Origin of the sequence: Desulfitobacterium dichloroeliminans LMG P-21439, from assembly GCF_000243135.2 — a bacterium.
Lineage (GTDB): Bacteria > Bacillota > Desulfitobacteriia > Desulfitobacteriales > Desulfitobacteriaceae > Desulfitobacterium > Desulfitobacterium dichloroeliminans.
The window spans coordinates 1,250,541-1,264,214 of record NC_019903.1 but is presented as its reverse complement, the minus strand read 5'-3'; the positions used below and the strand labels follow the sequence as shown (position 1 = coordinate 1,264,214).

Sequence of the window (13,674 nt, the reverse complement as noted above, 5' to 3'; positions counted from 1 at the left end):
TCGTCCTGTCTTCAGTATATGAAGAACGGACAAAGCAAGGTCACAAGTGGAAAAGCAAATTGTCGCTATAATGTTGCTTACTTATAGACCCTTTAGGCCAATATCCTTCCGATAATGTGCCTGCGGGAAATCTATTTTCTCTACTAAAGTATATCCTAAGTGGCGTGCCTCGGAAAGGTCTTTTCCTAGGACGGTAACCCCCAAGACTCTACCACCGGTGCTTTGAAGCTGCCCATCTTCAGCACGAGATGTTCCCGCGTGAAAAATAACTTGTCCTTCAGCTAGGGTTTCCGGTAAAGCCATCGGTATACCTTTTTTATAAGCCGCGGGATACCCAGGTGCAGCCATCACGATGCAAATAGCGGTTTCCTTTTCCCACTCGAGCTGCACATCCCCCAAACGTCCTTCCGTACAAGCCCAAAGAGCCTTAAACAAATCCGATTTTAAACGCGCGATGATTACCTGGGTTTCCGGATCGCCGAAGCGTACATTGAATTCTAGGGTTTTGGGGCCTTCCTTGGTGAGCATCAGACCGGCAAAGAGCACCCCTTGAAAAGGCATCCCTTTTTCCTTCATAGCACGTAAAGTAGGCTGTATAATCTCACGCAAGGCTTGTTCCTCAACTTGAGAATTCCAAAAGGGCGGTGGACTGTATGTACCCATCCCCCCCGTATTTAAGCCCTGATCACCATCCAGAGCTCGTTTATGATCTTGGACCGGGACCAAGGTAACCGCGTTTTCTCCATCGCATAGGCAGAGCAAACTGACTTCTTGCCCTTCCAGATACTCTTCCACCAGCAGCAATTTCCCTGATTCCCCAAAGGAACCATCCATTAGCTCATCAACAGCTGTTAAGGCCGTTGGCAAATCCATAGCCACGATCACCCCTTTACCAGCGGCTAAGCCATCGGCTTTCAAAACAATCGGTGCTCCCAGCTCTTCAACATAGGCCTTGGCCTCCTCGGGATTGGCAAACACCTGACTTTTAGCTGTTGGCACGTCGGCCTCGACCATAATCTCCTTGGCAAAGGATTTGCTGCCTTCAAGACGAGCCGCGGCTTGCGTTGGTCCAAAAACTCTTAACCCTGCTTGGGTAAAGGCATCCACAATTCCTAAGGTCAAAGGGGCCTCAGGCCCCACCACGGTCAAATCAATACCTTCCTTCTTGGCAAATGCCAGCAAACCAGAAATATCGGTAGCGGCTATGGGCACATTCCATTCCTGAGTTCCGGCATTTCCCGGAGCCACAAACACCTTCTCGACCTCCGGGCTTTGAGCTATTTTCCAAGCGAGAGCATGTTCCCTGCCCCCATTACCTACCAGCAAAACTTTTTTTCCCATAGGACACCTACTTTACTCATTGATTGGTCGAACACAACCTAGTGTTTAAAATGACGTCGATGGGTAAACATCAGAATCAAGCCTAAACGATTAGCAGCCTCAATGACTTCCGCATCCTTGACCGATCCACCGGGTTGAACCACAGCACGAACCCCTGCTTTAGCAGCCTCTTCCAAGGAATCCGGGAAAGGGAAGAAAGCGTCAGAAGCAAGATAGGCTCCTTGGGCCTTTTCGCGTGCCTGCTCTAGGGCAATCTTCACGGAACCGACCCGATTCATCTGACCAGCTCCCACTCCTAGAGTTTGACTCATTTTAGTAAGAACAATCGCATTGGATTTGACATGCTTCACAACCCGCCAAGCAAAATCCAGCTCTTGGATATCTTGAGGGGTCGGCTTAAGATCACTAACAGTCTCCCAAGCGGAGACTGGTGTTGTGCCCTCATCTTCTTCCTGAATTAAAAATCCCCCTTCGATCGAGCGCACCTTCCAGGGTGCAGTTGCCCGCTGTGCCCCTGGTGTCACTTGAACCAGACGAAGATTTTTCTTTTCCTGCAAAATCTCCTGGGCTTCTTCGCTAAACTTAGGAGCTACAATTACTTCATAAAAATGACCTTTCAAGGCTTCGGCACAGGGTGCTTCGATTCCCCGATTGAAAGCGATAATCCCACCGAAGGCCGATACCGGGTCCGCTGCTAGAGCTCTTTCATAGGCTTCAAGGGCAGTCTTGCCAAGGGCAGTTCCACAAGGATTAGTATGTTTAATAATGGCACAAGCAGGTTCGCCGAAATCCTCTACAATTCCCCAAGCAGCATCCATATCCATCCAGTTATTATAGGAAAGTTCTTTCCCCTGGAGTTGTTGCCCATGAGCTAAAGTCCCTTCAGCCCCAATCCTACGATAAAAGGCAGCCTTTTGGTCAGGATTCTCCCCATAGCGGAGGTCCTGGACCTTTTGCCCAGAGAGGGTTATGGAATCAGGGAAAACGGATTGATCCGTAGTCGATTCAGCTGATTCCTTCGCCAGCTCCTGAGCTAAATAATCCGCAATATAGCGATCATATTCAGCCGTATGGGCAAAGGCCTCGGCAGCCAAACGTTTACGCAAAGCATAAGGCACTTCACCTTGCTCGCGCATTGCTTGCAGAACTTCCCCATAACGTTCCGGATTCACGACGATACTTACACGTTCTTGATTTTTAGCTGCCGCCCGCACCATCGAGGGACCGCCGATATCAATATTTTCAATGGCCTCTTGGAATTCCACTCCCGGTTTGGCGATGGTCTCCTTAAAAGGATAAAGATTCACCACCACCAGCTCAATAAGGCCAATTCCATTCTCTTTAAGCTGTTGCAAATGTTCTGCCGTGCCACGGGCGAGTATCCCTCCATGGACCTTTGGATGAAGTGTCTTGACTCGTCCATCCAGAATCTCTGGAAAGCCCGTAATCTCTGTGACATAGCTTACAGGTAGTCCTGCACCGGTCAAGGTCTTAAAGGTTCCTCCAGTGGAAACCAAAGCGAAACCTAGCTCCACCAGTCCCCGGGCAAATTCTACCAGTCCTGTTTTATTAGAAACACTGAGCATTGCTCTTCTCATCAAAAAAGCCCCCTCAAACTAAATCTTCTCATTGCCGTGTTAATCAAGAATCTCCACGACACGCCCCTGCCGACTGACCCGTCCAGTCGCCACTAACTTTACTGCCTCAGGATAAATTCGATGCTCGACTTCCAGAATGCGGTCTGATAAAGATGCTTCAGTATCATCCGGCAACACTGCTACAGCCTCTTGTAGGATAATGGGACCACTATCCAGCCCCTCATCCACATAGTGAACTGTACAACCGGAAAGCTTGACCCCATATTCCACGGCCTGCCTTTGGGCATGAAGGCCTTGAAAAGCCGGTAGCAACGAAGGGTGAATGTTGATAACGGGAATTTGGCATGCTTGCAGAAATTCCTTGCTCAACACCCGCATAAATCCTGCGAGAACCAGAAGCTCTACCCCCTGCTCTCTCAGCCAACTCAGGATTGCCCCCTCCTGTTCCCCCCGGGTCCCATAATTGCGAAGAGGGAAGGCTTGATTTAGTACCCCTACATCTTGAGCCCGTTGCAAAGCTAGAGCATCCTCACGGTCTGAGCCTACAGCCACGATATCCGCCCCCAGCATGCCTTGCTTCCAGACCTCAATCAATGCCTGTAGGTTGCTTCCTCGTCCGGAAGCCAATACCCCGATCCGCATCAACGATAATTCACTCCCTTGCTCTGGCCTTGAACCTCTCCAAAGACAAAGCTTACTTCCCCTGCCGCCCGGAGCTGACCCTGGATTTCCTCTACATCTTGAGGATGGACGATTAATACAAAGCCAATACCCATATTAAAGGTGCGAAGCATTTCTTCTTCAGCTACCTCACCCATGGTTTGTAATAGCTTAAAAAGGGCGGGAACCTGCCAGGCGGAGCGATCAATAGTAACTCCAAACCCTTCCGGAAGAATACGGGGAATATTTTCAGTTAGGCCTCCCCCGGTAATATGGGCCATCCCAAGAATCTGGCGTTTCTCTAGTAGGGGAAGGACGCTTTTCACATAGATCCGCGTGGGACGAAGGAGCGCCTCGCCTAGAGTTTCCCCTAACTCCGGGTAGACCTTATCCCAAAGGTCTGGAGCAAAGACTTTCCGTACCAAGGAATAGCCATTGCTGTGAAAGCCGGACGAAGCAAGACCGATTAAGACATCGCCCTCTTTAATCTGCGAGCCATCGATCAGATCCGGGCGGTTCACTGCTCCTACGGCAAAGCCCGCAATATCGTATTCCCCTTCGGCATAAAATCCAGGCATCTCCGCTGTCTCACCGCCGATAAGGGCACATCCGGTCAATTCACAGCCCTTGGCAATTCCGCCCACGACTTCAGCCACTTGCTCAGGCACCAATTTACCCACAGCCAAATAATCGAGAAAGAACAAAGGCTCCGCGCCTTGGACTAAAATGTCATTCACACACATGGCCACCGCGTCTTGGCCGATGGTATCATGCCGATTCATCTGAAAAGCCAATTTGAGCTTTGTCCCGACTCCATCCGTTCCGGAAACCAGTACTGGTTCCGGATATTTTTTCAGATTCAAAGCAAAGAGTCCACCAAAACCACCGAGTCCCCCCATGACCTCCGGACGCAGGGTCCGCTTTACGGCAGGTTTCATCAACTCCACAGCTTGATTTCCGGCGTCAATATCTACTCCAGCCTGACGATAAGAATATCCCATTACAGATCCACCTTTCTATTCTTTCTAGCCAACTCTCCACCCCGTGGATAAGCCAACTAAGCTTTCGAAGAAAGCAGGTTTCCTATAGATTAATTTAACATTTGCCTTTACAGGTTTCCAATTTAGCTTTCGCCCCCGTAGGCATTCCTGCAGGATAATTGCCATCAAAACAAGCCATACAAACGGACAAGTTTCCTAAGGCTCTGCGCACCCCTTCATCAGATAAATAGTAGAGAGAATCTGCCCCCACATATTGGCGAATCTCTTCCAGATCCATATTTGTGGCGATGAGTTTTTCCCGCTCCGCCGTATCAATACCATAATAGCAAGTGTAGAGAACCGGAGGACTGGAGATGAGGAGATGGACTTCCTTTGCCCCCACCTTGCGAAGCATTTCGACGATTCGTGAACTGGTGGTCCCTCTTACAATCGAATCATCAATCATAATCACCCGTTTACCACGTATCACTTGGGCATTGGCATTCAGCTTCAACCGCACTGCGACTTCACGCATTTCTTGGGTGGGTTGAATAAAGGTTCTTCCCACATAACGATTTTTAAGCAAGCCTTGGGCAAAAGGTATCCCAGATTCCTCCGCATAGCCTAGGGCGGCGGTCATCCCCGAATCGGGTACCGGAATCACAATATCCGCCTCGATTGGGCATTCTCTAGCTAATTCAACGCCCATTCGGCGACGGCTTTCCGTCACATTCAATTCGTCAATCGTGCTATCCGGGCGAGCTAAATAAATGTATTCAAAGGCACAGACTGCTGTCTTCTGAGACGGCAGCCCTTGTCGTGAGTGCAGACCATCCTCATCGATCGTGATGATTTCGCCCGGTAAAACATCACGGACAAATTCAGCTCCTATCGTATCTAAGGCACAACTCTCCGAAGCAAGACAATAACGACCTTCAAGCTGTCCAATGCATAAGGGACGAACGCCGTAGGGATCCCGTACACCCATGATCTTGTTATCCGCGGCAATCACCAGCGAATAGGCCCCTTGCAAATCTAACATGGTCTTCACAAGGGCGTCTTCTAAGCTGCTTCGATAATAGCGAGCAATTAAGAGCACAATCACTTCCGTATCGACTGTCGTCTGAAATACTGCTCCATCCTTGACTAACTCATCTCGTAGCTCTGCCGCATTGGTCAAGTTTCCATTATGAGCTAGGGCCATCATTCCCTTTTGGTAATGAACAACGAGAGGCTGTGCATTAGCAAGGAGGCTAGAACCCGTCGTAGAATAGCGCACATGGCCAATCGCCATTTTTCCCTTGCTATTCAGTTCCAACAGTACCCTTTCCGAGAAGACTTCAGAAACCAAACCCATCCCTTTGTGCACTTGAATAGTACTTCCATCAGAAACGGCAATTCCAGCACTTTCCTGTCCTCGATGCTGCAAAGCATAAAGGGCGTAATAGGTGAGACGGGCTACTTCTTGCTCAGGCGCATAAATGCCGAAAACTCCACATTCTTCATTAGGTTTATCATCCCAGGGCTCTCTCAATTCGATACCCTCCTCATTTATTAATGCCAAATATATATGTCATATTGAGCATCGCGAAGTATCTTAAACCGAAAATATCCACAAGTCATCCTTCCCTTCAGGATGACACTGTTATGCTTTAAGGACTGAACTGACCCGGCGATAGACTTCTTCGTAGGCTTCTTCAACTTGGCCGAGATCACGACGAAAACGATCTTTATCCAGCTTATTCTGAGTTTCTTTATCCCAAAAACGGCAGGTATCAGGAGATATTTCATCCCCTAAAAGCACTTTGCCCTCATTTTTGCCAAACTCCAATTTGAAATCCACCAAGATGATACCCGCTTGGTCCAGAATCTTTTGCAATACCTCATTGATGCTAAGCCCCATTTCTTGGATTTCTTGAAGCTCCGCCACTTCCGCCCACCCCATCGCTAAAGCGTGGGACTCATTGACGAATGGATCACCCAAAGAATCATCCTTGTAATACAATTCTACAACCGGTCGTGCTAGTTGAAATCCTTCATCTACCCCCAGTCGTTTCGCTAAGCTGCCGGCTGCGATATTGCGTACGACCACTTCCAAAGGAATCATTTCTAATTTACGCACAATCATTTCTCGATCATTGAGTAATTCGACAAAGTGGGACGGAATACCGGCCTTTGCTAAGGCTTGGAAAAAGAGAGCAGATAGTCGATTGTTGACAATTCCTTTGTCCCCAATTGTTCCTTTCTTTTCGCCATTAAATGCAGTAGCGTCATCCTTATATTCCAGCCAATAGATCCCTTCTTGATCCGTGACAAAAACCTTCTTGGCTTTACCCTCGTATACCATTTCTCGTTTTTCCATTGCATATCTCCTCTTATTCATGAAGTAGGGAACGACACAGGCCGTTCTGCCGTGAATTTAGACATGGGCTTTATAGAAGTCCGACTCGTTTAAAGATTGTATCCACGTGTTTAGTATGGTAGTTGTAATCGAAAAGTCCCTCAATCTCTGCTTCCGTCAGGTACTTGCGAATCTCTTGATCCTTAAGCACTAAGGACTGGAAAGTCTCCTTCGTCTCCCATGCCTGCATAGCATTACGTTGTGTCCAGGCATAAGCGTCTTCTCGACTTGATCCCTTTTTGACCAAAGCCAACATAACTCTTTGGGAGAAGATTAAACCCACGACTTTATCGATATTTTGTTGCATTTTTTCTGGAAAGACCCGCAGGCCCTCGATTAGCTTAATCATCTTTTCCAAGACATAATCCAGAGCAATGGTACTGTCCGGCAAAATAATCCGTTCAGCGGATGAATGAGAGATATCGCGCTCATGCCAAAGAGACACATTCTCTAGGGCTGTTTGAGCATTGCCGCGAATAACCCTAGCCATGCCACAGATTCTCTCTCCGGTAATGGGGTTTTTCTTATGGGGCATGGCCGACGAACCTTTTTGGCCTTTGGCAAAAGGTTCTTCTACCTCATGCACATCGGTGCGCTGCAGATTTCTTAATTCGGTAGCTATCCTATCTAATGAGCTAGCAACTCCAGCCAAAGTCGTTACATAAAAAGCATGTCGATCGCGCTGCAACACTTGGGTAGAGATTGGTGCCGGGCTTAGACCAAGGGATGCACACACCCATTCCTCGACCTGGGGATCCACATTAGCGAATGTCCCAACCGCTCCGGAAATCTTACCAACGCGAATCTCCTCACGGGCAAATTCCATACGACGGGTTTGCCGTTTAATCTCTTCATACCAAAGAGCAAATTTTAGACCCATTGTGATCGGTTCGGCATGAATGCCATGGGTTCTTCCCATCATTAAGGTGTCCTTATGTTCCAAGGCCCGAGTTTTCAACGCTGCTTCCAATCGCTGCAGTTTTTTCAGCAGTATGTCAGCCGCTTCAACCATTTGCAATGATAAGGCTGTGTCTAAAACATCAGAGGAGGTGAGTCCGAGGTGAATATACTTGGCTGGCTCTCCGACATTTTCTGCTACATTGGTGGTAAAAGCCAATACATCATGATGGGTAATTTCTTCAATTTCCTTAACTCGCTCCCAAGAGAAGCTGGCTTTTTCACGGATGACCCGGACAGCCTCTTCGGGTATTTTACCAATCTTCGACCAACCCTCACAAGCAGCAATTTCTATCTTTAGCCAAAGCTCTAGGCGATGTTGATCTGTCCAGACGCGGCCCATCTCGGGAAGAGTATATCGTTCAATCATCGGCAATCTCCCTTTCCGTTTTAGAGTTCCATAAGTTTTTGGGTCCATTTAGATCATTATCTTTAGATCTATCTATAGCTCTGTATCTATAGTTCTGTATCTATTGTTCTGCATCTATTGTTCTGTGCCTTTAGCTCCAAATGGACCACTGCTTTCAGAAGATTTATTTGAGTTTCTCTTGCAAGGCCTTATCCTTGGCCTCTACCCCTTCTGCCATTGTTACTCGATAGTCTTTTAACGCCACTCGCAAATTCTGGTCGGAAAGCGCAATCATTTGAACCGCCAAAAGTCCGCCGTTTTTAGCTCCATTGATGCCCACAGTAGCCACCGGAACACCCGGGGGCATCTGGACGATGGCATACAGGGCGTCTACCCCTTCCAATGCACCACTGCGAATCGGCACCCCGATTACGGGTAGAGTCGTCGCTCCTGCCACCACACCAGGCAAATGAGCTGCCATCCCGGCCCCGGCAATAATCACTTTGCCACCTTGTCCTTCGAATCCACTCACCCAATTCAAGGTTCGCTCCAAGGTCCGATGAGCTGAGGATACCTTCACTTCATAGCTAACTCCAAATTCCTTGAGAACTTTAATGGCGTCTTCCATGACACTATAATCTGAGTCACTGCCCATGACGATACCGACTTGATTCATTCTATCTTCCTCCATTCGTGTAATTTAGCTTGGCTTATCCTCTGAAGTAATTCACGCCGCCTTCAAAGATCGGCTGATACTTATTGCCGTGGATGTTGATAGCGATGCCTTCACCCTCGCGCTCGGAGTGGGCCATCTTGCCGAGGACTCGGCCGTCTGGGCTAGTGATTCCTTCGATGGCTTCATCGGAACCGTTGGGGTTAAAGCAGACATCATTGCTGGGGTTGCCCTCCAGATCCACATACTGGGTTGCTATCTGGCCTCTTTCCATGAGCTTGCGAATGGTAGCAGGGTTAGCTACAAAACGACCTTCCCCATGAGATACGGGAATGGTATGGATATCATTTACTTCCACCCCACTAAACCAGGGAGATAACGTGGAGACTACTTTGGTTTGCACCATACAGGAGACATGGCGTCCAATTTTATTATAGGTTAAGGTCGGCGAGTTCTCGTCCAATTCGATAATTTCGCCATATGGCACTAGACCTAGTTTGATAAGAGCTTGAAAGCCATTACATATACCCAACATTAGTCCATCTCTTTGGGTGAGCAACTTCATGACTGCTTCCTTGATACGAGGATTGCGGAACATGGTCGCGATAAATTTCCCCGAACCATCGGGCTCGTCCCCAGCACTAAAGCCACCGGGGAGCATGATGATTTGTGAGCGTTCTATCTCTTCAACAATTCTTTGTATGGTCTGTTCCACATGATCAGGGGTAAGATTGCGTACTACCAAAGTGTCTACCACTGCTCCAGCCTTCTCAAAAGCCTTCCTCGAATCATATTCGCAGTTGGTTCCAGGGAAAACCGGGATAAACACACGGGGCTTGGCAATTTTGGTGGAGGGTCTGTGTAGATTACGCTCCCCATAGGAAAAGTCCTGAGGTAAACCCATCTGGGCCGTTTTGGTTGGGAAGATTCTTTCTAAAGGCTTTTCCCAAACGGCTCTGGCCTCGGCCAAAGTAATCTCGACTCCGTTAAGCTCGATAGAGGGCTTGGCTTGAGTGCTTCCTAAAACCCTATAGTTAACTTCCCCAAATAATTCTTTAAGATTATCTGACTCGGAAATTTCTAAAATTATTGAACCGTAATCCGCATGGAATAGGTCTTCCTCAGCCGTTGCTGCTAAAAACTTCATCCCGATGCGATTACCAAAGGCCATCTTCGTGAGGGCTGCAGCCAGTCCGCCCATTCTTACAGTATGGGAGGCATACACCTTGCCGGATTGGATGAGTTCATGAACCTTTTTAAAATTACGAGTTAGATTTTCGAAGTCAATCACTTCTTTTTCATCCCGACGGGAGGGAACTAAAACGACTTGGCTCCCCGCTTCTTTAAACTCCTGGGATACCACGTGATCGGTATGCAACACACCCACAGCAAAGGCCACCAAAGTAGGAGGAACATTGAGATCCATAAAGGATCCGGACATGCTGTCCTTACCACCAATAGCCGGAATCCCAAACTGCTTTTGTGCGTATAGTGCTCCTAGTAAAGCACTGAAGGGTTTTCCCCATTTCTCCGGATCTTTTCCCAGTTTTTCGAAATACTCTTGGAGGGTCAGTCGAATTTTTCCGTAATCTTCCCCGAGAGCTACCATTTTAGTAACCGCTTCCACGACTGCATATAAGGCACCATGGAAAGGGCTCCATTTTGCCAGTTGCGGATTATAGCCATAAGTCATGGCGGTAGCTGTAAAGGTTTCCCCGGATTCCAGAGGGATCTTAGCTACCATTCCCTCGGTGGGAGTTTCCTGATATTTTCCCCCAAAGGGCATTAATACTGTATTAGCGCCGATAGTACTATCAAAGCGTTCCACTAAGCCCTTTTGGCTGCAGACGTTAAGCTCTTGAAGATTAGCTAACCAAGCTTCCTTTAAAGCGGTTTGTCGAGAATGGACGGTGCCTATGGAAGTATCTTCTTTGGCGTCTTTTCCAACAGCCAGTTTTGCTTCGATGCCTTGCGGTAATTGCTTAAAATAGTTATGTTTACCCTCCGGAAGTTTTACAAGCACATTAGCCTTTTGCTTTACTCCGTTCGTATTTAAAAATTCACGACTGATATCCACAATTTTTTTGCCGCGCCAAGTCATATTCAAGCGTGGAGTTGCACTGACTGAAGCCACTAAGGTAGCTTCGAGATTTTCCGCGTCGGCATTTTGGACAAAGGCCTCCAGATTTTCGGCGGCGATCACCACCGCCATCCGCTCTTGGGATTCGGAGATAGCCAACTCCGTGCCATCTAAGCCCTCATATTTTTTGAAAACTGCATCTAGGTTGATTTCCACGCCATCAGTCAACTCGCCAATGGCCACCGATACTCCCCCAGCTCCAAAATCATTACATCTCTTAATCATGGTGCTGACCCGGGGATTGCGGAATAAACGTTGGATTTTTCTCTCTGTGGGAGGATTCCCTTTTTGTACCTCAGCTCCACAGCTAGCCAACGATTCAGTGGTATGTTCCTTGGATGAGCCTGTAGCACCACCACAGCCGTCGCGTCCGGTTCTGCCACCCACTAAGACCACCACATCTCCCGGTTCAGGGGTTTGACGGATGACGTTTTTCCGAGGGGCAGCCGCAATTACAGCACCAATCTCCATCCTTTTAGCGATAAAATCTTCATCATAAACTTCCGCAACTTGTCCAGTGGCCAAGCCGATTTGATTGCCATAGGAGCTATAACCTTCTGCCGCACCGGTGGCAATCTTGCGTTGAGGAAGTTTCCCCGGCAGTGTCTCTTCCACTTTCGCCCGAGGGTCTCCGCTTCCAGTCACTCGCATGGCTTGATATACGTAGGTCCGACCTGACAAAGGATCTCGAATGGCACCGCCTAAGCAGGTAGCCGCTCCCCCGAAGGGCTCTATCTCTGTGGGATGGTTATGGGTTTCATTCTTAAACATCACGAGCCATTCTTCGGTTTTGCCATCGACATCAACATCTACCACAATACTGCAGGCGTTAATCTCATCGGACTCATCCAAATCCTTTAGGATTCCCTTTTTCTTTAACTCTTTCATGCCGATCACGGCCAAATCCATTAAACAAACATCTCGCCCCTGTACCTTATCCCCGTATACAAACTCTCGGGAAGCAAGATAATCTTCATAGGCATTGCGGATAGGTGAGCTGAAATCCCCTTCCTCGATGGCAATGTTTTGTAGCTGGGTGAAGAACGTAGTATGCCGACAATGATCGGACCAGTAAGTATCAATGACGCGAATCTCCGTGATGGTAGGGTCGCGTTTTTCCTCATCTCGGAAGTAGCCTTGACAGAAGGTTAGGTCCTCCGGACTCATAGCAAGCCCTGCCCCTTGATAAAATCTCTCTAGCTCTCCACTGTTCATCTGGGTAAAACCTTCGATAATCTCGACATCATTCGGAGTTTCTACTTCTAAGGCCAGACTTTCTGGCTTTTCCAAGCTGGCTTCCCGAGATTCTACTGGGTTAATGGAATAATTCTTAATGCGGTTGAACTCATGATCTGTTAATTGTCCCTTCAGAACAATTACCTTCGCTGAAAGCACTTCCGGCCGCTCTTTTTGAGTGAGAATCTGAATACATTGGGCCGCTGAATCAGCTCGTTGGTCATATTGACCAGGCAGATACTCCATAGCAAACACGCGATCTGAAGAGGAAATCTCTAGCTGTTCATCATAGATGAAGTCCACAGTCGGCTCTGCGAAGATAATATTCCGGGACTGAGCATACTCTTCATCGGTAATTCCGGCAATATCATAGCGATTAATAATTCTTAAGTCTTCTAAGCCTTTCATACCAAGATTCTCTTGGATATCCTGCAATAATCCTTGGGCTTCGATATTAAAGCCACGCTTCTTCTCCACATAAAGACGCTTAACAGCTTGCTCTAACATGATTACCTCCTAAATTAAATCCTTTGGTAATTAAATCCTTTCTTCCTATCCTTCCCCAAAATGCTAACAGATAATGAAATTAAAAATGCCCAGACGGATAGATTCCACTTTAGAAAAAAGAGTGAAACCTTCCCGCCTGGGCTTTTGTCCCTTCGGTGTAATCCAACGGCAAAGCTAAGATCCACTCTTAAGTGAATCCACCTTTCTATCAACAACCATCAGACCTGTGCCGCTCGGGAAAATACCCTAGGCACACTTTCGCTCATAGTCAGGCTATTTACGGCAGCCCGGTAGAAACTTGCAGACCCTATCTCCGCGATTATATGAACGCAATATTAAGATGTTAAAAACTGACATGAGAAATATATCCTCTGAAATCATTGTAGCTTTTCTTGCTGAAATGGTCAATACTTTTTCGAACATTTCCCTGTTTTTAATCTGAAATGTTCGATTCTCGATTCATCCCTATTTCAGAATGTTTTCATTCATCAATGGTTAAAGTAATAATAATTTAACACAGCAAGGAGGTTAACTATGAACTTTGTAGATAAATTTAATGAGGACAAAAAGAAAGCAGAAGAAAATAAAAAGCATCAAGGTAAGGGTAATCCTGACCGAAAGCTGCCCAATAAGCAGCATAGCACCAATAAATAATATTCGATTCCAAAAAGGGAGTGTCCGTCTGGACACTCCCTTTTTGGATTAACTAAACATTTTCCATTTACCTTTCCCGTGACTGATTCGATAAACCCATCCCTCTCTATGTCCTCATATGCCCTTTTCGATAGCTTTTCTAATTCGTAGCCTTTTCGCAACACACAGTCACTCACCT

Annotated in this window: 10 protein-coding genes and 1 riboswitch; of the genes, 1 reads left to right on the top strand and 9 read right to left on the bottom strand. The window is 47.4% G+C overall.

Annotated elements, in window-relative coordinates; all coding sequences use genetic code 11:
- Positions 1 to 81: 81 nt before the first annotated feature.
- The 9 genes from purD to DESDI_RS05890 all read right to left on the bottom strand — a co-directional run bounded on the left by purD (position 82) and on the right by DESDI_RS05890 (position 12,842).
- Positions 82 to 1,341, bottom strand: coding sequence for a phosphoribosylamine--glycine ligase (gene purD, locus DESDI_RS05930; protein ID WP_015261733.1), 1,260 nt, complete (start codon positions 1,339 to 1,341; stop codon positions 82 to 84).
- 38 nt (positions 1,342 to 1,379) lie between these two features.
- On the bottom strand, positions 1,380 to 2,942 hold the full coding sequence (gene purH, locus DESDI_RS05925) for a bifunctional phosphoribosylaminoimidazolecarboxamide formyltransferase/IMP cyclohydrolase (protein WP_041219306.1): 1,563 nt from the start codon (positions 2,940 to 2,942) through the stop codon (positions 1,380 to 1,382).
- Between the two features lie 36 nt (positions 2,943 to 2,978).
- On the bottom strand, positions 2,979 to 3,581 hold the full coding sequence (gene purN, locus DESDI_RS05920) for a phosphoribosylglycinamide formyltransferase (protein ID WP_015261731.1): 603 nt from the start codon (positions 3,579 to 3,581) through the stop codon (positions 2,979 to 2,981).
- Positions 3,581 to 4,600 carry a phosphoribosylformylglycinamidine cyclo-ligase gene (purM, locus tag DESDI_RS05915; protein WP_015261730.1) on the bottom strand — a complete coding sequence of 340 codons (1,020 nt, stop codon included), beginning with the start codon at positions 4,598 to 4,600 and terminating at the stop codon, positions 3,581 to 3,583. Before purM ends, purN begins: the two co-directional genes overlap by 1 nt.
- Positions 4,601 to 4,694: 94 nt before the next feature.
- Positions 4,695 to 6,113: an amidophosphoribosyltransferase gene (purF, locus tag DESDI_RS05910; RefSeq protein WP_015261729.1), complete on the bottom strand. Its 1,419-nt coding sequence runs from the start codon at positions 6,111 to 6,113 to the stop codon at positions 4,695 to 4,697.
- Positions 6,114 to 6,224: 111 nt separating this feature from the next.
- Positions 6,225 to 6,941, bottom strand: a complete 717-nt coding sequence (purC, locus tag DESDI_RS05905) for a phosphoribosylaminoimidazolesuccinocarboxamide synthase (RefSeq protein WP_015261728.1) — start codon at positions 6,939 to 6,941, stop codon at positions 6,225 to 6,227.
- A 70-nt stretch (positions 6,942 to 7,011) separates the two neighbouring features.
- Positions 7,012 to 8,307 carry an adenylosuccinate lyase gene (gene purB, locus DESDI_RS05900; protein WP_015261727.1) on the bottom strand — a complete coding sequence of 432 codons (1,296 nt, stop codon included), beginning with the start codon at positions 8,305 to 8,307 and terminating at the stop codon, positions 7,012 to 7,014.
- Positions 8,308 to 8,470: 163 nt separating this feature from the next.
- Complete coding sequence (gene purE / locus DESDI_RS05895; RefSeq protein ID WP_015261726.1) at positions 8,471 to 8,962, bottom strand: 5-(carboxyamino)imidazole ribonucleotide mutase; 492 nt, start codon at positions 8,960 to 8,962, stop codon at positions 8,471 to 8,473.
- A 34-nt stretch (positions 8,963 to 8,996) separates the two neighbouring features.
- A complete protein-coding gene (locus DESDI_RS05890) occupies positions 8,997 to 12,842 on the bottom strand; it encodes a phosphoribosylformylglycinamidine synthase (RefSeq protein WP_015261725.1) in 3,846 nt (1,281 codons plus the stop codon).
- Between the two features lie 245 nt (positions 12,843 to 13,087).
- Positions 13,088 to 13,189, bottom strand: a riboswitch (purine riboswitch).
- 187 nt (positions 13,190 to 13,376) lie between these two features.
- Here DESDI_RS05890 and DESDI_RS05885 point away from each other — a divergent pair.
- Entirely contained in the window at positions 13,377 to 13,496 is a 120-nt protein-coding gene (locus tag DESDI_RS05885; protein ID WP_015261724.1) for a DUF4023 family protein, read from the top strand.
- Positions 13,497 to 13,674: the final 178 nt, after the last annotated feature.